A 23,108-nucleotide genomic window follows, 5' to 3' on the forward strand; every position below is an offset into this window, starting at 1 on the left:
GGCCTGCGCGCACTGTGTTAAATTTTCACGCCCAGAGCGCTTACAAGCGACTGTGCCACCTTCTCCCGCTCCTTGTCCACTTCCGTATCCTTGAGGGTACGCTCCGCATGGCGGAACGTGAGCCGGAAGGTCAGGTTGCGCACGGGTTCCCCGCCCTGTTCCGTCTTGGGTTCAAAGCAGTCCACCAGGGCCACTTCGTCCAGCAGGGGCAGCTTGAGCCCCTGCACGTGGGCAGTAATGTCGGCCACCTTGAGGCCCGGCCCGGCGGTCACGGTAATGTCGCGTCGCACGGGAGGATACACTGGCAGGGGCGCAAAGCGCACCGTGGCGGCATCGTGCAGTTCACGCAGGATGTCGAGGTTCATTTCAGCCAGCCACACGTCCTTGCGGGCGTGGTATTCGTCGGCCATGGCGGGTTTGACCCGTCCCATGAAGCCCACCGCGCGGCCATTCACAAAGACGTTCACGCAGGGCAGCAAAAAGGCGTGTTCCGGAGCCAGTTCATAGCTGGGCGCGCCAAGGTGCAGATAGTGCAGCAGGTTTTCCACCACGCCCTTGAGGTCGGCATAATCCATGTCGCCCTCAGCCTGGGGCCAGGCCGTGTCGTAGCGCGCGCCATACAGCAGCACGCCCAGCATGCCCGTTTCGCGGGCGGTGGTTTCAGAAGCGGCGTCAGCTTCAAAGATGTTGGCAAGTTCAAACAGCCGCAGACCCTGCGCGCCCTGGGCGAGGTTGTTGCGCAGATCGTACATGAGGCCCGGTGCCAGCGCGGTGCGCAGGGCGTCCTGCTCCGCCGAGAGCGGATTCATGATGGAAATGCGGCCCTCGCGCGGCATGGCAAGATGATCCATGTCCTTGTGGCCCACAAAGCTGTAGTTCACGGCTTCGTTGAGACCGAGGCCAGCGCCCCAGTGCTTGAGGCGCGACCAGAATCCATAGCGCGATTCAGGCTCGCCAGCGCGGTCGAGGTTGCGGGCAATGGCGGGCAGCACGGGGGCAATGGTATCCAGCCCGTGCACGCGGCCCACTTCTTCAATCAAATCAGCCTCGCGGGTGAGGTCGGGCCGCCAGGAGGGCTGGCTCACGCGCCACACGGGGCTGCTTTCGCCCTTGTCCACATTGCAGCCCATGCCGGTGAGCACCTTTTCGTCAAAGTCCGCGCCAAGCTGCACACCCAGCAGGGAATCGGCCCGCGCGGGGCGGAATTCAATGCTTGCCGCCTTGAAGGGGCGGGGTTCGTTGATGGAAAGGCCGCGCTGCACGCGCCCGCCGCTGACGGCGGCCATCATGGCGCAGGCGCGGTCAAGCGCCCACACGGTGCGCTGCTGGTCTATGCCGCGCTCAAAGCGATAGGATGCCTCGGACGAGAGGCCCAGACGGCGCGATGTTTTGCGGATGGTGGCGGGCTTGAAGACCGCGCTTTCCAGAAACACATTGGTGCTGGCATCGGAAATTTCGCTGTTCAGGCCGCCCATAACGCCAGCAAGGGCGACCGCACGCGCGCCGTCGCGGATGCAGAGGTCGGCAGAGGTGAGCGCGCGCTCCTGCCCGTCAAGCGTTGTGAAGATGTCGCCTTCCTGCGCGCGACGCACCACGATGCGGCCACCTTCCAGCTTGTCCATGTCAAAGGAGTGCAGGGGCTGACCATATTCAAACAGAATGTAGTTGGTCACGTCCACGATATTGGAAATGGGGCGCACACCCACGGCATGCAGGCGGTGGCGCAGGCGCATGGGCGAAGGCCCGATCTTGACGCCCGTGATGACGCGGCCGGAATACAGCCAGCAGTGCTCGGGGTCGTCAATATCAATGGGAACCAACACTTCCGCGCCAGAGTCCAGCTCCAACGGCAGCTCGGGTATGGAGAGAGGCAGGTTGCAGGCCAGGGCAGTTTCACGCGCAAGGCCAAGAACCGAAAGGCAGTCGGCGCGGTTGGGCGTGATGGAAATATCCAGCACTTCGCGGTCAAGCTCAAGCTGCTCCACAAGGGGTTTGCCCACCACAAAGCTTTCGGGCAGCACCATGATGCCGGTGTGGTCTTCGGTCAGGCCCAGTTCGCGCTCGGAGCAGATCATGCCAAAAGAGGGCGCGCCGCGCAGTTTGGCCTTTTTGATCATCATGCCGTCGGGCATCTTGGTGCCCACAAGGGCCACAGGCACTTTCTGGCCCGCAGCCACGTTGGGCGCGCCGCAAACGATATCAAGCAACTCGCCCTGTCCGGCGTCCACCTTGCAGACGTGCAGGTGGTCGGATTCCGGATGATTGTCGCACGAAACCACATGCCCCACCACAATGGAGCTTATGGCATCGTAGGGCCGACTGATATCTTCCAGCTCAAGGCCGAGCATGGTCAGGCGGTCGCCCAGCGCCTCAGCCGTTCCTTCATACGGAGTAAATTCACGCAGCCATGAAAGTGAGAGCAGCATAGTTCGTCCTGTTTCCGCGCCTTGGCGTGGTTATTTGAAACTCCAGGCAGGAGTCTGATTTTGCGGATCGGGCAGTGGGCGCTCGTAGCGCTCGCTCTGGCCCGCGCCCACACCGTAGGCCCCGGGTCTGGGACGCTTGGGAGCGGGTTTTTCTTCCGGCTGGCGGTCGTCAATGGTGTTGCCGTAAGCGTCCGTATACCCCATGCCGCCCTCTGCCGTGCGCCCTGCGTTCTTGCTGGGCAAGGATTCGATGCGTTTGGGTTCGCCCGGGGCGTCCATGCCCGAATGGCGCGGGGTGTAGGCTGAGGCGGCCTGAGCTTCATCCGCCGCCAGCCAGCACGGGCTGCCGGGCAACAGGGATGCCGCCAGCAGACACAGCAGCGCAAGGCATACGGGCAGCCCCGTGAGGCGACCTGCGCGCATGCGGGCATTGCTGCAATCTATGGGGCTCATAACGCTGGGCATAGTGTCCTACCGGGCAAACTGGCCAAGGAAGCGCACATCGTTTTCAAAAAACATCCGCAGATCGCCGATGCCGTACTTGAGCATGGTCACGCGTTCCACACCCATGCCAAAGGCAAAGCCGCTGACATCCGCAGGATAGCCCACGGCTTCAAACACGGCAGGGTCAACCATGCCACAACCAAGAATTTCAACCCAGCCCGTTGTTTTGCACACGCGGCAGGGCGCGTCGCCAATGTGCCCCTTGCCGCCGCACATGCAGCAGGAGATGTCCACTTCTGCCGAAGGTTCGGTAAAGGGGAAGAAGCTGGGGCGGAAGCGCACCTGGGTTTCCGCGCCAAAAACCGCGCGCACAAAGGCCGTGAGCGTGCCGCGCAGATGGGCCATGCTGATGCCCTCGCCCACCATGAGGCCTTCGATCTGATGGAACATGGGGGTGTGGGTGAGGTCGCTGTCGCGCCGGTACACCTTGCCGGGGGCAATGACGGCCAGTGGAGGCTTGCGCGCCAGCATGGTGCGGGCCTGCACGGGCGAGGTGTGCGTACGCATGAGCACCTTTTCGGTGACATACAGGGTATCCTGCATGTCGCGGGCGGGATGCTCGGGCGGCATGTTCAGGGCTTCAAAATTGTAGTAGTCGATTTCCACTTCCGGGCCGGAAGCCACGTCAAAGCCCAAACCCTGAAAAATCTGGCAGATTTCTTCCGTCACCAGGGTGGTGGGATGCAGGCTGCCGCGCCAGGGTGCGCGACCGGGAACGGAAGGATCGAAACGGCGCAGGGCTTCGGCCTCGCGCCCGGCCTCAAGAGCGGCCTTGCGGGCTTCGAACAGGGCGTTGCAGCGTTCTTTGACGCTGTTGGCGGTCTGGCCCACGGCGGGGCGCTCTGCCGGGGCCAGCGAGGGCAACTGGGCCATGATCTGGGCTATGCGGCCCTTGCGGCCCAGAACATCCACGCGCAAAGCCTCAAGGGCATCCAACGAAGAAGCCTGGCCCAGACCTTTTTCAAGTTCGGGAACCAGGCTTTCCAGTGCAGAAATCAGATCCATAGCGGATATCCCAATGCCGCGCGGCGCGGCTTTTTGTTAAGGGAGACGCAGAAAAACGGAAATGACGGCACCCGCTCGCGGCTTGGCCTGACGGCCCTGCCCTGCGGAACATCCTGCCATTTCTGCGATCTGCGCATCCTCACGGCATGAATTCGCCCTGCCCGCCGGGCAATCCCCGGCGATACAAAAAAATCAAGGCGCGGACGGCGCTTGTGCACCGCCCGCGCCTTATACCATGCAAGGCCCCGCTCCCGCAAGCCGCGCTGCGCTTTAAAAGCCGCAGGCGTCGCTGCCAGGAGGTCTCCCTCCGGCGCGGGGAGCACCGCTCTTAATTCAGAGCGGCCTTGGCCAGATCGACGATCTTGGCGAAGTCGTCCTTGTGATACACGGCAAGGTCAGCCAGAACCTTGCGGTTCAGCTCAATGCCAGCCTGCTTGAGACCGTGCATGAAGCGGCTGTAGGAAAGACCGCTCAGACGCGCGCCGGCGTTGATGCGGAGAATCCACAGAGTGCGGAAATCGCGTTTCCTCTGCTTGCGGCCCACATAGGAGTACTGCATCGAGCGTTCCACAGCCTCGCGCGCGGTGCGGTACAGACGGCTGCGACCACCACGAAAACCCTTGGCTGCGCTCAAATATTTTTTATGACGACGATGACTTGCAAGACCTCTCTTCACACGCATATGCGTTGCCTCCTTCTCCCAACTAGGCGGAGGAATGCCCGTTGGGGAGCGTAAAAAACTTCAGGCTCTCAAATGAGAGACGCGGATTGAACGTCAGTCGCGGCTCCGCATGCGCCGCCGATGCCGTAGCATCGCGCTGAATTACCTTTTCCCGTCAGAATCTGCTTTACACGCTCACAGCATCTACTGTGATTTGCGCAGGATTTTTACTTGCGGACAAGAAAGCCAAGCGGCGCGCCGAAGCGGAGCATAGCAGCCTATGTGACCGAGGCGCGCCCGCGTAGGCTGCCGCAGTCAGCAAGTAAAAAGACAAGCAAATTAGCCGTTGGGCAGCATCCGGCGCACAGCCTTCTCATTGGTCTGATCCACCAGGGTGGACTGACCCAGGCGCATTTTGCGGCTGGCGGCCTTCTTCGTCAGAATGTGGCGCAGGTTCTGGCGGCGACGCTTGAACTTGCCGCTGCCGGTCTGCGAAAAACGCTTGGCGGCGGAACGCCGGGTTTTGATCTTGGGCATGGCGTACTCCTTAAAAACGTATACACTCGGACGCCGTTTTACGGGCGCACCGAGGGAAGGGCATAATGCCCCAAAGCACCGAACCACGCAAGGGGAAATTCACATCCCCCGCACAGACGGTCTACGACTGCTTTTTGGGCACCAGCATCATCTGCAAGGTGCGGCCTTCGGCGCGGGCTTCCTGATCCACCTTGGCGATATCGGCAAGGTCTTGCACAACCCGTTCAAGAATGGCCATACCGCGATCTTTATGCACAATTTCGCGGCCCCTGAAAAACACCGTAATCTTACAGCGGTCACCCTCTTCAAGAAAACGGCGGATGTGGCGGACCTTGGTTTCGTAATCATGGTCGTCGGTTTTGGGACGAACCTTGATTTCCTTAATCTGCACCACGGCCTGCCGCTTTTTGGCTTCCTGCTTCTTTTTCTGCTGTTCGTACTTGAACTTGCCGTAGTCCATTATGCGACAAACGGGCGGTTCAGAAGTGGAAGCCACTTCCACAAGATCCATGCCGGCTTCTTTGGCCCGGTCAATAGCATCGTTGCGTTGCAGAATTCCAAGCTGCTCGCCATCGGCGGCGATCACGCGCACTTCACGGGCGCGGATCATCTCGTTGCGACGCACGCCGTCCTGCGGCATGTCGCGACGGAATCTCATATTAGGCGAAGCTATAGCGCATCCCTCCTTGTTTGAAAGGCTCTTCGGCGTCCGTCCGGATCAGCGCGGCGATTTCCGCTACGGATTTGAGCCCCATATTGTCCCCATTGCGCAGGCGCACATTGGCGCCGCCCGCCTGCACTTCTTTTTCCCCCACCACCAGAATATACGGAACCTTGGCCAGTTGCGCCTCGCGCACCTTGAAGCCCAGTTTCTCGTTGCGGGTATCGGCGGTGGCGCGAATGCCCATCGCCTTGAGTTCTTCACACATTTTGAGAGTGGCTTCGTCGCCCGCTTCCGTCACGGTAAGCAGGCGGGCCTGCTCGGGCGCAAGCCATGTGGGCAGCGCACCGGCAAAGTTCTCAACGAGAATGCCGATGAACCGCTCAAGCGACCCCATGATGGCCCGGTGCACCATGACCGGGCGGTGCTTTTCGCCGTCCTGCCCCACATAGGTGAGGTCAAAACGTTCCGGCAGGGTAAAATCAACCTGTATCGTTGAGCATTGCCATTCACGGCCAATGCAGTCAAGCAGTCTCACGTCAATTTTGGGGCCGTAAAACGCGCCATCGCCCTCATTGATCTCGTAGGGCAGTCCGGCCTTTTCCACAGCCTTGGTGAGCGCGTTGGTGGCAAGCTCCCACGCTTCGTCCGTGCCGATGCTGCTCTCGGGCCGGGTGGAAACGGCAACCTTGTACTGGAAGCCGAAGAGATTCATGAGGTCGCGGATAAGGTGGATGACCTCAAGAATTTCGCCCTCAAGCTGCTCGGGCGCGCACAGAATATGCGCATCGTCCTGCGTGAACTGGCGCACGCGCAACAGCCCGTGCAGCACGCCGCTCTTTTCGTGGCGGTGCACCACGCCCAGTTCAAAATAGCGCTGGGGCAGATCGCGGTAGCTGTGCAGCTCGTTGCCGTAAATGAGCATATGCGAGATGCAGTTCATGGGCTTGACGCCGTAGGTGTCTTCCTCGATCTGCGTAAAATACATATTTTCGCGGTAGTGGTCGTAGTGGCCGGATTTCTGCCACGTTTCCACGCGCAGCAACTGCGGCCCCTGCACGATTTCGTACCCGCGCTTGAGATGTTCGCGCCGCCAGAAGTCTTCAAGAATGGTACGCACCATCATGCCTCTGGGCAACCAGAAGACCATGCCAGGGGCCACATCTTCCTTGAAGGTGAAGAGTTTCAGATCGCGCCCAAGCTTGCGGTGGTCGCGGCGTTTGGCTTCTTCAAGCTGCTTCAGGTAGGCGTCCAGAGCTTTCTGGTCGGCAAAGGCAGTGCCGTAAATACGCGAAAGCATGCGGTTCTTTTCATCACCGCGCCAATAGGCCCCGGCCACGCTCATGAGTTTTGCCGCTTTGGCAAAACCCGTGTGCGGCACGTGAGGGCCACGGCACAGATCCGTAAAATCTCCGCAGGTATAGAGCGACACCGTGTCGGCATCGATGCTTTCGATCAGCTCAACCTTGTAGGCTTCGCCCATATTGTGGAATACTTCAATGGCTTCCGCCTTGGGCAGCACCTTGCAGGTGAAGGGTTCGCGCGCATCGGCGATACGCTGCATCTCCGCTTCAATAGCGGGGAAATCTTCACTGGAAAAGGGCTTTTCCACGTCAAAGTCGTAGTAAAAGCCAGTATCAATGGAAGGGCCAATAGTGACCTTGGCAGTGGGGAAGAGACGCTTGACCGCCGCCGCCATGACGTGGGCGGTAGAATGGCGGATCATCTGCAGCCCCTCGGGCGAGTCGGCGTACACGGGCGCAAGCTCGGCGCAGCCAGCAGGCAGGGGTGCGGAAAGATCCAGCAGAGCGCCGTTATCGGCGCGCGCGGCCACAGCCGCCTTGAACTTTTTGCCGCTCAAGGCTTTTTGCAGGACAGAAGCTACGGAGTCACCGGCTTCCACCATCTGCCCTTCCACACGGACTTCCATGAAAAGCTCCTTACAAAAATACCCGGAGGCACATAAAACAAAGTGGGGAGGTAAACCTCCCCACTGCGCCGAATCCGGTCTTCGGGTCGCATCAAGCGACCTGTGCTATGGGCGGGGCCAAGGCCTTCCGCCGTTTAGGGGAACTATCCCCGAAGAGTCATTTGGTAGGAACGAACAGACTTGAACTGTTGACCCCTTCCGTGTCAAGGAAGTGCTCTAGCCACCTGAGCTACGCTCCTACATGAGGCAAGCGGTTATATAGCTACTCCCCATGCCGCCGTCAACACTTTTTTGACACATTGCCGCAATTTATCTCTGAAACCCTGATAGATGCGCCATGTGCCTGCGTGTGGGCAGCCGGAGAAACCATTGCAACCACGTGCATCAAATACCATTACAAAAAACGCGGGCCTCTGCAAGCATCTTAAATAATGCCAGCCTCACGTTGCGCCACGAGCCATTCGCTGAATGTTTCCTGCGCGCGGGCGGAATACAGGGCTTTGCGGTCTTTTTTACGCGCCCTTTCGCCCAGTTCCGGCACAAGGCCGAAGTGCGCGTTGGAGGGCTGAAAATGCTTTACCGGAGTGCGCAGATGATTGAGCAGCCCGCCGAGGGCGCTCTCAACCGGCGGATGCGGCAATTCAAGGCCACGTGCGCGGGCATTGAGCAGCAGGGCGAGCCACAGGCCGCTGGCGGCTGATTCCACATATCCCTCCACCCCTGTGATCTGCCCCGCCAGATACACGCCGGGGCGCGCCCGCAACGACAAATCCGGGGCCAGCACGTCTGGCGCGTTCACATAGGTATTGCGGTGCATGCTGCCAAAGCGCGCAAACTCCGCATTCTCCATGCCCGGCACCAGCCGGAACACGCGCGCCTGCTCGCCCTGGGTCAGCTTGGTCTGGCAGCCCACAAGGTTGCAGGTTTCGCTGTTGGCCTTTTCTGCCCGCAGTTGCAGAATGGCCCAGGGCCTGCGGCCTGTGCGCGGGTCCACAAACCCCACGGGTTTGAGGGGGCCAAAGGTCAGGGTGCGCGGGCCGCGCTCGGCCAGTGCCTCTATGGGCATGCAGCCTTCAAAATGTTTTTCCTGCTCAAACTCGTGGGCGGAGACTTTTTGCGCTTCCAGCAGGGCCGCATAAAAAACATCGTATTCATCGCGGCTCATGGGGCAGTTGAGATAGTCCCCCTCGCCGTCGGCCTCGCCGTTTTCCTGCCCATAGCGGGAGGCGCGGAACACCACGTCCATATTAAGGGAGTGCGTCCACACAATGGGGGCGATGGCGTCATAAAAATAGCAGTGTTTTGCGCCCACGGCGTCTGCGAGCGAGGCGGAAAGCCCCTCCGAGGCCATGGGCCCGGCAGCCAGAACCACTGCCCTGCCCTCGCCCGTAAAGGGCGCGAGCACCGGGTCGTCCAGCGATCCCACCTGATGTTCCACAAGCGTGATATTGGCCTGCGCCGCCACGCGCTCTGTCATGGCGCGGGCAAAAGCCTCGCGGTCAACGGCCAGAGCCTTGCCAGCGGGCACGCGGTGGGCATCGGCCAGTTCCATAAAATCGCTGCCAAGGGCGCGCATTTCAGCCTTGAGCAGGCCCACACCGGATGTGAGTTCATCTGACCGCAGGGAGTTGGAGCATACAAGTTCAGCCAGATGCTCGCTGATATGGGCAGCCGACCTGTGGCCCGGCTTTTGTTCAAACAGGGTTACGGAGTGACCGGCGCGGGCCAGATGCAGGGCGCATTCGCACCCGGCAAGGCCGCCGCCCACCACGGCTATGGACATAATCTGCATATAGTCTCCTTGCCGCGCAGCTTGAAAGAAATCCCGCCTGATGGCAAGCCCGCCCGTTTGTTCATAACAAAAAGCGCCCCGACACGTCAGGGCGCTGAAGACAAACAATACCATTCCTGCGAGATGACCATAGCAGCCGGCACAATCCCGGCCAGCCGCAGGCTCTGTTAGCCTCAGTTCAAGGCCGCAAGAATTTTGTAAACCGCTTTTTCGGAAAGAAAATACCGTTCCGCCAGTTGCGCAACAGACCAGCCCGCCTTGCGCCGGGCAGCCATCTCGTTATTTCGGGCAACACGCAAGGCACGGTTGGGGGCGGTTTCTCCCCAGTGTTTTCTGTTTTCTTCCTTGCGGGGAATGTACAGATATTCCCCGTCAACATATTCCTGTATGGCCCGCAACAAGTGTTGCGGCAGAACTTTAGTCGCTTTTTTATAGCCCATGATGCTTCCTCCCGATGAAATGTCAGGACGGAGCAAGGGCTATTGCCTAAACAATCAAGCTGTTATGCAATAGCCCCTGCTATGCATAACGGGCAGAATCCTGATAAGTATACATCCAATAATCCTGTTGAGTGTTGATAATGCTTTTTCTGTATACACAGCAAAATGCCAAGTCAACAGGGTTGCGCCCCAATCCGGCTCTTGCCCCCAACGAAAAGCTGCGCTAGTAACAACCAATGCACAACGACCAAGCACAGCAGCACGCCGCCGAAAAGGCAAACGACCTCCACGAGGGCATGGCCCCCGTGGACATTGCGTTTGTGCGCCCCGGCGCGCGTGAGCTCTACGCTCAGGGGCAGGATGATTTTCTTGCTCCTGCCACCAGCCAGTCGGCAGGTATGGATCTGCGCGCCTGCCTTGATACGCCCGAAGCGCTTATTCCCGCCGGGGGCAGGCTCAAGGTTTGCACGGGCATCAGCGTACAGCCCCGCGCGGCTGGCATTGCCGGTTTTGTTTACTCGCGCAGCGGCCTTGGCGCGCGCGACGGCATCACCGTCGCCCAGGGCGTCGGCATCATCGACCCGGACTATACCGGGGAAATTCTGGTGTTCCTTCTGAACACCTCCGGTCAGGAGCGCCGCATCCAGAACGGCGAGCGCGTGGCCCAGCTCATCTTTCAGCCCTTTGTGCGACCGCGATGGCGTGAAGTAACGGAACTGTCTGCCACAGAGCGCGGTTCCGGCGGTTTCGGTCACACCGGGCGCTGATACTCTGCGCTGGCAACCGCCAGCGACTTTCATCCATTCCACCATTCATACGTTCACCGAGAAGGAGTTTGTCCATGTCACAAGCCTTTGCCGCCGTGAAAGCCGGGGAAGAGAGCCTGCTCTGCCGTTCCTACAGCCGTTACCCGCTGGCTATCGTGCGAGGCAAGGGCGCGCGACTCTGGGACGTGGACGGCAAGGAATATGTCGATCTGCTGGCGGGCATTGCCGTAACAGCCCTTGGTCACTGCAATGATGAAATCTGCGCCGCCCTTGAGGCCCAGTCGCACAAGCTCTGGCACGTGAGCAACCTGTTTTATCAGGAAGAACAGCTTGAACTGGCTCGGCTGCTGCTCTCTACAAGCCACCACAGCAAGGCCTTTTTCTGCAATTCCGGCGCGGAAGCCAACGAGGCCTGCATAAAACTGGCTCGCCGCTACATGCGCAGCGTGAAAAAGCGTGATGCCTACGAAATCATCACCCTTGAGGGCTGCTTTCATGGCCGCACGCTGGGATCACTGGCAGCCACGGGGCGCGAGAGCCTGAGCAATGGCTTTACGCCCCTGCCCGAAGGCTTCAAGCAGGTTCCGGCCAACGACCTTGCAGCAATGGAAGCCGCCATCACCCCCGCCACCGCCGCAGTGCTGGTTGAAGTTGTGCAGGGCGAGGGCGGCATTGTGCCCCTGCCCGCAGACTATCTGCACGGTGTTGAGGCGCTGTGCCGCAAGCACGACATCCTCTTTATGTGCGATGAAGTGCAGGCGGGCCTGTGCCGTACCGGCAAGTTCTGGGCCTTCCAGACCTGCGGCCTCACGCCCGACATCATCAGCATGGCCAAATCGCTCGCCAACGGCCTGCCCATGGGCGCCATGCTGGCTACGGACGAAGTTGCGCAGGGCTTTGAGGCGGGCAGCCACGCCACCACCTTTGGCGGCGGCGCGCTTGTTTCCGCTGTGGCGACCAAGACGATTGAAATCATGCTGCGCGACAAGCTGGCAGACCGCGCCAGCACGTTGGGCGAGCACATGAAGGCTCAGCTGGCAGCGCTGCAACAGCGCGTTCCCGGCAAAATCCGCGAAGTGCGCGGCATTGGCCTCATGCTGGGCATTGAGCTGACCGTTCCCGGCAAGGATGTGTGGGAAGAACTGCTGCGCCGGGGCTTCATATGCAACCTGAGCCACGGCGTCACCCTGCGCCTCCTGCCGCCCCTGAACATTGAGCAGGCGGATCTGGACAGCTTTGTGACCACGCTTGAAGACATTTTGAAGACTTTTTAAAAAAATCGACCTGTCCGGGTCTTTACAGAAGCACGATTGTACACTACATAGGGCTTCCTGAAAATATTCTGCAAAAATTACGGCAACCCCGCTCTGCGGGGTTGCCGCTTGCTTTACACAAGGAGTAATCATGGACGTTTTTGACCAGGCTACCGAGCTGGAGCGCCTTGACCGCGAATCAGCCCTCATGCGGGCCCGTGCCGCGGTGGATCGCGGCGGCCCGGAATGGATCAATGGCGTTGCCTGCTGCCGTGAATGCGGCGACCCCATCCCCGCCAAGCGCCTTGAAGCGCTGCCCGGCGTTGGTCTGTGTCGCGCCTGCCAGGAAGAACGCGAAGGCAGCCGCGACTAATCTGCCCAAGCTGCCCTTGCGGCCCAGCCGCTGGCGTGTGCAGTCAGGCCTTGCGGCTTCCACACCCACCCGGCGATACATGCATCTGCAGCGCGCCCGCAACCAGGCGAGCGCGTATTGTTTGCGCTCGGCTTCTGCCCCTGCCAGCGTGACTGCACCATTTGCGCGCAATTTTCTCCCCCTCTGCAAGCCCCTCCATCTCCGCATCATTGCGACATGCCCCGTCACTCCTGTTCTGATCAGGACTTGATGCTCACTGGCTGTATCTTGCAAACAAATGGATACCCACGGCACTACGCATCCCCCCTGAAACAAAAAAACCTGTCCCGGCAAATCGCGGGGACAGGTTTTTTGAATGGTCTCTCTTGCAAGGTGGGCCGCCAGGCCCGCGCACTGCGCGAATGTCTGTCAATTCCAGATAAAATGCAGCAGCCAGTAGGAAACAAACCCTACGCCCGCCGCAGCGGGCAAGGTGAGCACCCATGCGGTCACCAGATTTGCGGCCACATTCCAGCGCACTGCTGAAAGCCTTTTGGAAGACCCCACACCAAAAATGCAGGCAGATATGGTGTGCGTGGTGCTGACCGGGGCACCCATGAGGGATGCGCCGGTGATGACCAGAGCGGCGGAGCTTTCCGCAGCAAAGCCGTGCACCGGCTCCAGCTTGAAAATACGGTGTCCCATTGTCTTAACAATTTTCCAGCCGCCAACGGCGGTGCCAAGAGCCATGGCCCCGGCGCAGGAAAACTTGACCCACAGCGGCACTTCCACTGTGTCGATCTTGCCAAAAATCATCAGGGCCAGGGTGACTATGCCCATGGTCTTCTGGGCATCGTTGAGGCCGTGACTGGTGGCCATAAGCGCGGCTGACAGCAGTTGCAGACGCCGGAACGAGGCATTGACCTTACGGCGGTGTATATTTCCACAGATCCAGTAAATGATCCACATGCAGCAAAAACCCATTGCGTAGCCAGCCAGGGGCGAGGCCACAAGGGGCACCAGCACCTTGTCCCAGATGCCCTTGGCGTTCAGTGCGCTGAAGCCCGCATCTGCCACGGCGGCGCCGATAAGCCCGCCAATCAGGGCGTGAGACGACGATGAAGGGATGCCGAAATACCAGGTTATGCAGTTCCAGGTGATGGCTCCCACCAGGGCGGCAAGCACGAGCACATGGCTGCCCTCCACCACCTGCGGCAAAACAATGCCGCTTCCCAGTGTTTTTGCCACTTCAGTACCAAGCAATGCCCCGCCCAGATTGAGCAGGGCCGCTGCGCCCACCGCAAAACGCGGCGTCACCACCTTGGTGGAAACCACGGTGGCAATGGCGTTGGCGCAGTCGTGCGCACCATTGGTGAAGTCGAACACCAGGGCCACCAGCACAATGAGCGCCAGCAGCACGGGGATATCAAACATTTTTCAGCACCGCTTCTTCAATGGTTTCCGCCAGCGCATTTACCTGTTCAAGCAGGATGTTCATGCGCTCATAGGCCTGACTCCACTTGAGCACCCGCATGAGGGCCTTGCTGGTCAGTTCCTGATGTTCGTCCATCAGTTCCGCCAGGCCCACGGCCAGCACCATGTCGCATTCGCTACGCAGGCCGCGGAAAACACGGGTTTTGTGACAGTCGCGCCGATTGGCGAGGCCAGCGAGCATCTCATAGGTCAGATCAAGCATGGCGCTGATGGTGCGCGCCATCTGCAAGGCGGGAAAACGGATTGAGGCAAATTCAAAAATATGTAGCCGCGTGCTCAGGCTGTGCAGGCAGTCCATGCACTCTTCCTGTTCCTGGTTGATGCGCAGGATGTCCTCGCGGTCAATGGGCGTGATGAACGTCTGGGAAAGCGCCCGGATGATCTTGCTGTGCAGCAGGTCGGCCTCTTCTTCCAGAAAGGCGATTTCCTTGTGCACGTGATCCATGTTGGAAACATCTTCCAGCATGTTTACCAACAGGGCGGACATGCGGCGCAGCAGATCATTCTGCTCGTTGAGCATGGCAAAAAACGGAGCGGATTTGGGCAGTAGAGCAGGAAACATCCTTTCTCCTTGAACTGGTTGCAAGCGCGGAGCGCCACGAATGGTAGCTGTTTGCGCAGGCACTGCCTGCAGCTTCCGGGGGCGAGCTGTTACCACTTCGCCAACCCGTTTGACCCCTTCCGTTTATACCGGGCAGAACTTTGTGCCAAGAGAAAACAGGGCGTCAAATTAAACTTTTCAATGAACAAAAAAGAACTCAAATCATCGCGGTATGTTATGAGGCAACTTTTTTGCGCATTCCCGCAGCTGACGCGGCTTTTTGCGGGAAAATCACGCACTGGATTGAGTGCACAATCTATAATCCAGAAGGACTCTTCGCGCAACGATTTGCTGCATGGAAAGGAGGCAAACTTAACCTGCGGGAGACGTTAATTGGCAGATGTCAGCCACTCCAAAACCTGCCGGGCGACAGCGTGTGGCAAAAAAGACCAGGGCGGGGGCATGACGCAGCTTACCCCCGGCAGCAGCAGGCAGCCGTGGTGCAGATAGAACGTGCCGTGGGATGTTTGAGTTTCGGCTTCGGAATCTTTGTCTGCGTAGAGGGGATCGTTCCACAGGGGGTGCCCCACAGCGGCGGCATGCGCACGGATTTGGTGGCGCGCGCCACGCCGGATGCGGCACCCGGCCAGTGTCAGCCCAACGCGGTGAAATTGGGAATCCCTTGTGAGGTTCAGCTGCGGCAGGTCATCCCCTTCAAAATAATGCAGGGGGGTAAATTTCGTCCAGCGCGTGCAGCCTGCTTCGCGTTCAAGCACGCGGCTTTTGCAGCGTTTGTCAGTGCGCAGGGCAAAGGTCGCGGTAAAATCATCTTCCAGCCGCCCGGCCAAGAGGGCAATATACCGCTTTTCACAGTGGCCAGCAGCCTCGGCCAGGCGAAATGCCTTGGCCGCCTGCGGGGAAAGCGCCGCACACACAATGCCAGAAGTGCCGCAATCAAGGCGTTGCATCAACTGAGGGGCCACAACCGTCGCACTCATATCCCCGCCATCTTGGGGATCAGCCTCCGTGCAGCCCTGCCCTGCCAGCAATTGTGGCAGCATGCTCTCCAGGCTGTGCCCTCTGCCGCCTGTCAAAGCGGCAGTGTGCAGGCCCACGGGCTTGTAAAAAAAGCAGAACTCGCCCTGCCGCTCCAAAAGACGCGGCAAAGTGTCAATATTCGCACCTGTGGGGTATGCGCCAGTTGTGGGCGCTTCAACAAGGGCACTCTGGGCTTGCTGCGCCGCGTCCGGCACCTCAGCCAAAGAAACCACATCCCCTCTGCGCAAACGTTGGGCCGCCGTGCAGGAACGCCCATTGACGAGCACCTGACCACTTTCAATGCTGCGTTTGCGCCCTCGCAGGCCCATCTGCGGCAGCAGCAAGGTCAGGGCATAGTCCAGCCTCTGGCCGACCATGTCTGCATTGGACGCTTCGAACTGTTTTTCAGTCGCTTGTTGCGCCTCGGCGCAGGATACGGGGGGAGTTTCATTGCTCACAGGGTCACCGAACTGCCGGGAACAATCTCCAGCAGGGCTTTGGCGGTTAATTCCGGCACATGGCGCTGCGGATCATTTTCATACACCATATGTTTTTCTACCAGCCGCACACCCAGTTGGGCGAGGGCGTCACGTTCGCCAGCATCCAGCCCTCCCTCATAGCGGCCATTACGTGCATCAACAAGCACGGCCTGCAACAGGGCCTCGGTGGGGGCATCGGGGGCGTCTTCGCGCAGATGCCGCAAAATCATGGCTGTCTGCCCTGCCACGGTCAGGCCGTGTAGCTCGGCGTCTGTTCCGGTATTGGGAATAAAAATTTTCGGGCACTGAACGGCAGCCACGGCACGCCCCACATTCTGTGGCAACAAATTGGCAAGCACGCTGGTGTAAAAGCTGCCCATGGGATAGCAAATGGCCGCAGCCGACCGCAAATAGGCCACCGAGGCCGGGGCCAGAGGCGGACGGCAAGGCGTTTGCAATTTTTCTGCCTGCTCGGCTCCCCGGTCAGGCTCGTGCACCGTGAGGAACAGCCGCCGCACAGCGCCGCTAAGATTTTTAAAGCGATGCTGGCCCACCACAAGGGAGCCGTCTTCCAGCTCTGCCGCCAGATGCAGGCTTTCGCTCACAATGGGCAGTACCACGCCGCGCGTTTGCAGCAAGCGACTGAGAAAAGCCAAGACCGGCCCAAACACCCGCTTGTGGTGCAGGTAGCCCCCGGCCAGAATCAGATTCCCCAGACAGGCGCGGAAGGGATCAAAATCTTCGGGCATGCGTTGCAGAAAAAAATTGAGATGCAGGCGCAGGGCATCTGCAAACAGCGACGGCATTGCCGCCCATGCGGGATGCGCCCCGTTGCCCATGGCGCGCAATTGTTGGCGAAGTTCGTGCGGATCGTTGCATTCGGCCGACTGCTCCGGCAGCCTGCTGGCGCAGAAATCCATGACCGAGGCGGGCACAACCGCGCTGTCGGCCAGTGCCAGCAGACGGTTGCGAATGTCGCCCACGGCTGGCATGGCAAAGCTGCGGCGCAGGGCCGCAGAGCTGCCGCCGGAATCAAAGGGCGTGACGAGATGAACGGAATTGTGGGTGTAGTGGATCAGTTCACGGCTCAGATCGCGCAGAGCCGTGCCGCCCGTAAAAAAAACCAGTCTGGGACCAAGCGGAGGAAAGCAGAACAGCGAAGCACTTTCGCTCACACGGCGCTCCCCGCTGTTAGGGCATCGCTGCACGGCGCAACATCACAGGTGCTGCGACAGGAGGGAATGAGCCCCATTTCGCACATACGCAAAAAAATCAGCCGTCCGATCCAGGCATCTGTGGCGGCGTAGGCAATTTGACGCGGGGTCAGTTCCATGAGGCTCCAGTTTGAACACTGCGAGCCCTTTGAAATACGCCAGCCAAAAAAATTGGCCGCAAGAGTTCGCAAGCCCTGACTGGGCATTTTGTGCGCGCGTGCCACACCGCCAAGATCCACCAGCCCCGCTGGCTCAAAGTCATGCAGGCGCCCAAGATCGCGCATATCGTCGCGGATGCCCACGCCAGCCTTGACCTGATCGGGATTTGCCAGAACTTCGACCACATGTGGCCCGAACGGCAAAAAGGCCAACTGCACCAGATACACGGCATTGGCCGTGGCAAGCTGGATCAAAGCCGGGAAATTGCGGCGTCCCTTGCGAAAGGAAGGCCGTGTTTCCGTATCAAATCCCAGCAGGTCTGTGGATCGCAGATCCGGCAGCGCGTTTTTCCAATCCTCAAGGGTGCGAATAACCTGCACAGGCCCCTCGTAATGAAAAAGGGGCATGGCGTTGATTTCTTCGCAACTCAGCCTGCGGCGCAAAACGTCCATATCCATAGGTTACTTACCAATGCAGAATTGGGCAAATATGCTGTTAAGCACTTCAGCCGGGCTGGAAAGCCCGGTCACTTCCCCCAGATGAGCAGCGGCCATGTCGAGTCTGACCGCGCAACAATCGTAAGGCTGCCCTGCAACAACATCAGCACGCAGCCCTTCAAGTTCTTTCAAAGCCTTTTCCAGCGCCATGGATTGCCTTGCGTTGGGCGCAAGGCCGTCTTCCGGCGCGGTATCCGAGCCGCCCCCAAGCAGCACAGACCGCAACATGGTTGCAAGCTCTTCGACATATGTATCGGAAAGTGCGCTCACTGCGCAACAGGTTCGCGCACCAATCCAGCGGGGAGGGAACACTTTTGGCATGCAAATGTCACATTTGTTCCACACCACGATCAGGGACGTGTCGCCCACAGAATCAAGAACCTCGCTGGCCGCAGGGTCCGGGCAGGCATCTGCCGCCGCACCTTCCTCGCCCAGGAGGCCGCCATCAAGCACAAGAACAACAAGATCAGCCTGAGAAACTTTTTCGCGGCTGCGCGTTACGCCAAGCTGCTCGACGGTTTCTTCAGCCTGTCGCAGGCCTGCAGTATCTGTCAGGCGTACGGGCAGACCGTCAAAATTGCATGTTTCTTCCAGAAAATCACGCGTTGTGCCGGGGATATCGGTCACAAGCGCGCGCTCGCGCCCTAGCAGCGCATTGAGAAGGCTGGACTTGCCGGCATTCACCGCGCCAGCCAGCACAACTACAGCGCCCTGTTGCACGATTTGGGCCCGTCTGCTCCCGGCCAGCAACCGCCGCACAGCCAGCATGACCCTGTCGAGAACTTCACAGAGCGCGGCTGGCTCCATCCCTTCAACTTCTTCGTCAGGAAAATCCACGGCAAGGCACATCTGGGCGCGCAGCATTTCCAGTTCTTCGCGCAATTCGGCAGTGCGCCGACCAAGAACGCCTTCCAGACGGTTGAGACCATAGCGCAGAGCTTCGCGAGAGGGGGCCGCAATGAGTTCGGCCACAGCTTCTGCCTGGCTCAGATCCATACGTCCGTTGACAAAGGCGCGGCGCGAAAATTCGCCGCGTTCAGCCTGCCGCGCCCCGTGGCACAGCGCGCTTTCAAGCACTGCCTGCACCAGAAAAGGGCCACCGTGGCTGTGAATCTCGGCTACGTCTTCACCAGTAAAGGTACGCGGCCCAGGCATAAAAACAGCCAGGGCATCATCCAGCGCCTCGCCGTTCCAGTCCAGCACGCGGCCCCGGTGTAAAAGCCAGGGATGGAAATTTTCCACCTGTGCTGAAAGGGGCAGAAACATACGGGCAAGAACTTCCTTGGCCCGAGGGCCAGAAAGGCGCACGATGCCAATCCCTCCGGCACCGGGAGGGGTTGCAATGGCGGCGATGGTGTCGTCGCGATCTGTCTGCACTGCTGTTTCCATATTCTGCCTATGTTTGGGCGGCTTCGCCAACGCGTGTTGCCGGAGATCTGCGCCCATTCGGGCTGTTTCTCCGGCAACGTAACAAGCACCTTCAAGACCCTGCTGGCCCCGCTTGCGGTATGAGCGCGCCAAGCGCGCATCTGCCAGAGAGGCTTAAGCTAGGCGCGTTCTCCCTTTCTGCGCATGATGACCACGCGCTTCATCGGGCCATCGCCCGTACTACGGGTCTGCACGTCCACGGCCTCTTGCAGGCACACGTGCACAATACGCCGATGGTACGAAGAAAGCGGCCTTGTGGAGTAAGAGCGCCCGCTCTGGCGCACCTTGTCTGCAAGAGCCAGAGCCATCTCGCGCAGCTTTTCATCCTGACGGCGGCGATATTCCCCGGCGTCAAGCTGCACCCGCACGGCTGCATTCATGCCGCGCGAAACAATGCGCGATATCATGTATTGCAGGGCGGCCAGGGTCTGCCCCTCACGACCAATCAGAAGGCCGGAGTCTTCATCGCAATCAATGCCCACATAAACCCTGCCGCCGCCGATCTTGACGGTGATGCCCACGCCGTCCCCTGCAATGGGCCGGATGAGCTTGCGCACGGTTTCATCCACAAGGGCTTCGAGCTTTGCGGCGTCAAGCTGCTCCAGAGGAGTAACCGGCAAACCCTCGCCTGCGGCTTCAAAATCATCTTCCAGCCCCTCAACTGGCGCGTCAGGTCGCGGCGCGCGCTCTGGGCGGTAATTCTCGCGTTGGGCAGAACGGGCCTCTGCCCTGCCGTTGCCCCTGTTGTCGGAGCGGTTGTCTGAACGATTGTCAGGCCGGGAATCATTGCGCCGCCCTCTGGCTTCACGCGCAGAAGTCTCGGAGGGATTACCCGCCTCCACGCCCTCGCCGCCTTCGGCATTTCTGCCTGTACGGTCGCGGCCCCGGTCGTTTCTGGGATTTCTGCCGGAGGGTTTGCCGCCATTTCTCTCAGGCTTGCCGTTACGCTCGCCCCGGCGGTCAAAGGGGCGGTCTGCGGGCCGGTCTGCGGGTTTATCCAGCACATTGCCATTAATGGCTGCGTCCAGCTCTTCTTCACTCTCAAAAGCGTCCAGAGGCTGCGGCTTGCGGTTGCGGCCCCGGTTGCGCCTGTCATCCTGCTGGTTGCGTCTATCGTCTTGTTGGTTGCGCTGAGGACGGGCCTCCTGCTGGCGATCGCGCCCATCTCCCCGCCCCTTTTCGGCCGGGACTTCCGGAGCGCTGGGAGCCACAGGAGCCTTGGGCGCTGCCTGGGCAGAAGACTCAGGTGAAACCGTAGGTGTTTGCTCCTGCCGGTTGCCGCCGTTTTTGCGTTGCTCCACAGCCCCGGAGCTCTCACTCGCGGCTGCGGTCTGCCCGGCAGACGGCGCAGGGGCCGGAGCCCCCTCGCCATTCTTTCTGCCCAGAATGCTTTCCATTGTTTCGCGCAGCTGCACGCGCCTTGCCCGAACCTTGGCCTTGCGTGCCCCCACGATGCCGAATATGCCGGACTTGGCGTCCTGCACTATTTCAATCTCGAGCTTTTCGCGCGCTGTATTGAAGTAGCCGCAGGCTTCTTCTATGGCGCTGTCGAGATCCTTTCCCTGGAATTCCTTAAACCCTTCCATACGAACCCCTTGCTGTGTCACGCGAACCCGCCGGGGCGGCCTACTTCGCTACGGATGTAGAGAACTTCTTCGCCATCATCCTCTGCTGCGCAATGGACAGGATGTTATTGACCAGCCAGTACACCACAAGGCCCGAGGGGAAGCTCAGGAACATGGCGGTGAAGATTAGCGGCAGGAACATCATGATCTTCTGCTGGGTGGGGTCAGTGGCCGGGGGGCTCATTTTCTGCTGGATAAACATGGTCAGGCCCATGACGATGGGCGTGATGTAGAACGGGTCTTTGGCCGAAAGGTCAGCCAGCCAAATGATGTCGGTGCCGGGCAGATAGGTGATAAAGGGCGCGTGGCGCAACTCGATGGACGTGAGCAGGGCCTGATACAGGCCAAAGAACACGGGCATCTGGATAAGAATGGGCACACAGCCGCTGGCCGGATTGACCCCGTAGGTCTTGTAGAGCGCCATGACTTCCTTGTTCATGAGCTCCTTGTTGTCCTTGTGCTTCTCGCGGATAGCAACCATGTGCGGCTGAAGCTTCTTCATCTTTTCCATGGAGGCGTAGCTCTTGGCCGTAAGGGGCCAGAACAGGGCCTTGATGAGAACCGTCAGCAAAATGATGGCCACGCCCCAGTTGTTCACGTACTTCTGGAAAAATTCAAGCAGCCACAGCAAGCCCTTGGCGATCACATGGAACATACCGAGGTCAATACTCTTGGCAAGCTGGTCAGAAACCGCGGCGAGCTTGGCGCGTTCCTTGGGCCCAACCCAGTAAGAAACCGTAAGCTCGCGCTCCTGACCGGGGCCGAGCATCACTTCAGGTTCTTCAATGGCGGCGCGAAACACGTTCTGCTGCATGCGGCCCTTGACGGTCACGTTGCTCGTGTCGCCGGGCAGCACCGCAGCAAGAAAGTAGGTGCTCATGGTGCCAGCCCAGTAAATCTTGCCAGCAACCTGCGCGCCAGTGGTTTCAAGCGTCTTGGGCGAAGATTCTTCGCCAAGGCTTCCATCGTTGTCCCAGGCAAGACGCATGGCATCGTAACGGCCGCCAGCGGCATTGCTGGCATCGGCGGCCACAGTGTAGCTGACGCGAACGCTGCGGGCCTGATCCGTGGTGTTCACCACGCGGATTTTTTCGCGGATAAGATAGGTATCGGAGCTGAAGGTCATTTCGCGGATAACGCGCAGGCTGTCCACTTCGCCGTCAAAGCGCAGCACGCCTTGCTGTCCGGCACCAATGTTCAGACCATTTTCATTGCCTTCCACGGACCACTGACCAGTGCTCCACGAAGGCTGGCTGTTCACCACAAGGCCCAGAGGGGCAACCGCGGCGGTCGTGGGGTCAACGAGGTTGACCAGCGGAGAATCTACCGCAAGACCAGTCTGATACTGCTTGAGCTTGAAGGAGCGCAGCGCGCCGCCGCCAGTGTGAAAAACGGCTTCATAGAGGGGGGAGTTGACCGTGAGGTCGCGGCCCGGGGCGGGCGTGAATACGGGCATGGCCTGTTGCGCGGTTGCGACGGCCTGCTGTGCCTGCTGCTGCTGTGCAGCCTGCTGTTGCTGGGCAACAATGGCCGGATCAGGCTTGCGGACCCAGCCCATATACTCGGACACGTAACTCCAGCCCACAATAACGACGAGGCACAAAAGGATGGCGATGATCAGATTTTTTCCGTCTTGCATGAGGGCGTTCACTCCTGGGACAGTGGCGGGACGTCACGGGGACGTCTTGGTGGTGGAACAGGATCATAGCCTGAACCGCCCCAGGGATGGCAGCGGGCAAGACGCTTGAGCGCAAGCCAGCCGCCCCGGAATATGCCGTGGGTCATGATGGCCTCTGCGGCATAGGCGGAACAGGTGGGATAAAACCGACAGGCGGGGGGAAGCACTGGCGAGATGCAAAGCTGGTAAACGCGTATGGGTAATATGCACAGATTACGCAGCAAATGACTCATGGCAGCCCATCCAATGCCGGACGGCCCGGCTCTCGCCGAACCACGCGCCGCATCAGCGGCAAAAGCTCGGCGGCTACGCTGGCCAAATCCAGCGCAGCCTCTCCGGCATGCTTTTTAGCAACGGTAACGATGTCAGCTTCCTTGGGCAAATCGCTGCGGTGCAGGCGATAAAATTCCCTCAGCAGCCTTTTGACGCGATTGCGCACAACAGCATTGCCTACCTTGCGGGAAACAGCCATGCCAGTGCGCGCAGCTAGACCGGGACTATTGCCCGACAGCACAAAAACAAGGAAATGCTCGGTATGCAGACGCCTGCCCCGCTCATAGCACGCTACGAATTCCGCCCTTCGGCGTATCCGCAGGTGCTGCGGCAGACCATTCTGATTCATGGGAA

General features: G+C 59.9%; 22 protein-coding genes and 1 tRNA gene. 3 read left to right on the forward strand and 20 right to left on the reverse strand.

The window, feature by feature from the left end; all coding sequences use genetic code 11:
* Window positions 1-17: 17 nt before the first annotated feature.
* The 10 genes from pheT to QZ383_RS03325 form a co-directional block, all read right to left on the reverse strand.
* On the reverse strand, window positions 18-2,426 hold the full coding sequence (gene pheT / locus QZ383_RS03280) for a phenylalanine--tRNA ligase subunit beta (protein WP_291443010.1): 2,409 nt from the start codon (window positions 2,424-2,426) through the stop codon (window positions 18-20).
* Window positions 2,427-2,456: 30 nt separating this feature from the next.
* Window positions 2,457-2,891, reverse strand: a complete 435-nt coding sequence (locus QZ383_RS03285; RefSeq protein WP_291443012.1) for a translation initiation factor IF-2 — start codon at window positions 2,889-2,891, stop codon at window positions 2,457-2,459.
* 6 nt (window positions 2,892-2,897) lie between these two features.
* A complete protein-coding gene (gene pheS, locus QZ383_RS03290) occupies window positions 2,898-3,935 on the reverse strand; it encodes a phenylalanine--tRNA ligase subunit alpha (RefSeq protein WP_192112320.1) in 1,038 nt (345 codons plus the stop codon).
* Window positions 3,936-4,263: 328 nt separating this feature from the next.
* Entirely contained in the window at window positions 4,264-4,617 is a 354-nt protein-coding gene (rplT, locus tag QZ383_RS03295; RefSeq protein WP_240823742.1) for a 50S ribosomal protein L20, read from the reverse strand.
* 318 nt (window positions 4,618-4,935) lie between these two features.
* Complete coding sequence (gene rpmI, locus QZ383_RS03300; RefSeq protein WP_022657789.1) at window positions 4,936-5,133, reverse strand: 50S ribosomal protein L35; 198 nt, start codon at window positions 5,131-5,133, stop codon at window positions 4,936-4,938.
* 121 nt (window positions 5,134-5,254) lie between these two features.
* Window positions 5,255-5,791: a translation initiation factor IF-3 gene (gene infC, locus QZ383_RS03305; protein ID WP_022657788.1), complete on the reverse strand. Its 537-nt coding sequence runs from the start codon at window positions 5,789-5,791 to the stop codon at window positions 5,255-5,257.
* Window position 5,792: 1 nt separating this feature from the next.
* On the reverse strand, window positions 5,793-7,724 hold the full coding sequence (gene thrS, locus QZ383_RS03310) for a threonine--tRNA ligase (RefSeq protein ID WP_291443015.1): 1,932 nt from the start codon (window positions 7,722-7,724) through the stop codon (window positions 5,793-5,795).
* A gap of 162 nt (window positions 7,725-7,886) precedes the next feature.
* Window positions 7,887-7,963: transfer RNA gene (locus QZ383_RS03315), tRNA-Val, on the reverse strand.
* Between the two features lie 185 nt (window positions 7,964-8,148).
* Window positions 8,149-9,516, reverse strand: coding sequence for a methylenetetrahydrofolate--tRNA-(uracil(54)-C(5))-methyltransferase (FADH(2)-oxidizing) TrmFO (trmFO, locus tag QZ383_RS03320; protein WP_291443017.1), 1,368 nt, complete (start codon window positions 9,514-9,516; stop codon window positions 8,149-8,151).
* A 173-nt stretch (window positions 9,517-9,689) separates the two neighbouring features.
* Window positions 9,690-9,956 carry a CD3324 family protein gene (locus QZ383_RS03325; RefSeq protein ID WP_240823739.1) on the reverse strand — a complete coding sequence of 89 codons (267 nt, stop codon included), beginning with the start codon at window positions 9,954-9,956 and terminating at the stop codon, window positions 9,690-9,692.
* Window positions 9,957-10,252: 296 nt separating this feature from the next.
* Between QZ383_RS03325 and dut the strand changes: the two genes are divergently transcribed.
* From dut to QZ383_RS03340, 3 genes are all read left to right on the forward strand, one after another.
* Entirely contained in the window at window positions 10,253-10,723 is a 471-nt protein-coding gene (gene dut, locus QZ383_RS03330; protein ID WP_291443675.1) for a dUTP diphosphatase, read from the forward strand.
* 74 nt (window positions 10,724-10,797) lie between these two features.
* Window positions 10,798-11,997: an aspartate aminotransferase family protein gene (locus QZ383_RS03335; protein ID WP_291443020.1), complete on the forward strand. Its 1,200-nt coding sequence runs from the start codon at window positions 10,798-10,800 to the stop codon at window positions 11,995-11,997.
* A gap of 130 nt (window positions 11,998-12,127) precedes the next feature.
* Window positions 12,128-12,349, forward strand: coding sequence for a TraR/DksA family transcriptional regulator (locus QZ383_RS03340; protein ID WP_291334032.1), 222 nt, complete (start codon window positions 12,128-12,130; stop codon window positions 12,347-12,349).
* Window positions 12,350-12,757: 408 nt separating this feature from the next.
* Here the strand turns inward: QZ383_RS03340 and QZ383_RS03345 are convergent, their stop codons facing one another.
* From QZ383_RS03345 to rnpA, 10 genes are all read right to left on the reverse strand, one after another.
* On the reverse strand, window positions 12,758-13,762 hold the full coding sequence (locus QZ383_RS03345; RefSeq protein ID WP_291443022.1) for an inorganic phosphate transporter: 1,005 nt from the start codon (window positions 13,760-13,762) through the stop codon (window positions 12,758-12,760).
* Window positions 13,755-14,384: a DUF47 family protein gene (locus tag QZ383_RS03350; RefSeq protein ID WP_291443023.1), complete on the reverse strand. Its 630-nt coding sequence runs from the start codon at window positions 14,382-14,384 to the stop codon at window positions 13,755-13,757. The genes QZ383_RS03345 and QZ383_RS03350 overlap by 8 nt, the downstream gene beginning before the upstream one ends.
* A gap of 368 nt (window positions 14,385-14,752) precedes the next feature.
* Window positions 14,753-15,859, reverse strand: a complete 1,107-nt coding sequence (locus tag QZ383_RS03355; RefSeq protein ID WP_291443025.1) for a pseudouridine synthase — start codon at window positions 15,857-15,859, stop codon at window positions 14,753-14,755.
* Window positions 15,856-17,055, reverse strand: a complete 1,200-nt coding sequence (locus QZ383_RS03360; RefSeq protein ID WP_291443026.1) for a GAK system CofD-like protein — start codon at window positions 17,053-17,055, stop codon at window positions 15,856-15,858. The genes QZ383_RS03355 and QZ383_RS03360 overlap by 4 nt, the downstream gene beginning before the upstream one ends.
* Window positions 17,052-17,711: a 3'-5' exonuclease gene (locus QZ383_RS03365; protein ID WP_291443029.1), complete on the reverse strand. Its 660-nt coding sequence runs from the start codon at window positions 17,709-17,711 to the stop codon at window positions 17,052-17,054. Before QZ383_RS03365 ends, QZ383_RS03360 begins: the two co-directional genes overlap by 4 nt.
* Window positions 17,712-17,714: 3 nt before the next feature.
* Complete coding sequence (gene mnmE / locus QZ383_RS03370) at window positions 17,715-19,139, reverse strand: tRNA uridine-5-carboxymethylaminomethyl(34) synthesis GTPase MnmE (RefSeq protein WP_291443031.1); 1,425 nt, start codon at window positions 19,137-19,139, stop codon at window positions 17,715-17,717.
* Between the two features lie 158 nt (window positions 19,140-19,297).
* Window positions 19,298-20,764, reverse strand: coding sequence for a protein jag (locus QZ383_RS03375; RefSeq protein WP_291443033.1), 1,467 nt, complete (start codon window positions 20,762-20,764; stop codon window positions 19,298-19,300).
* Window positions 20,765-20,804: 40 nt separating this feature from the next.
* Window positions 20,805-22,442 carry a membrane protein insertase YidC gene (gene yidC / locus QZ383_RS03380; protein WP_291443035.1) on the reverse strand — a complete coding sequence of 546 codons (1,638 nt, stop codon included), beginning with the start codon at window positions 22,440-22,442 and terminating at the stop codon, window positions 20,805-20,807.
* Between the two features lie 8 nt (window positions 22,443-22,450).
* Window positions 22,451-22,714: a membrane protein insertion efficiency factor YidD gene (gene yidD, locus QZ383_RS03385; protein ID WP_136400527.1), complete on the reverse strand. Its 264-nt coding sequence runs from the start codon at window positions 22,712-22,714 to the stop codon at window positions 22,451-22,453.
* Window positions 22,711-23,103 (reverse strand): ribonuclease P protein component, encoded by a 393-nt coding sequence (rnpA, locus tag QZ383_RS03390; protein WP_022657772.1) that lies wholly within the window; start codon window positions 23,101-23,103, stop codon window positions 22,711-22,713. The genes yidD and rnpA overlap by 4 nt, the downstream gene beginning before the upstream one ends.
* Window positions 23,104-23,108 lie beyond the last annotated feature (5 nt).

The organism is Desulfovibrio sp. (assembly GCF_019422935.1).
Taxonomy (GTDB): Bacteria; Desulfobacterota; Desulfovibrionia; order Desulfovibrionales; family Desulfovibrionaceae; genus Desulfovibrio.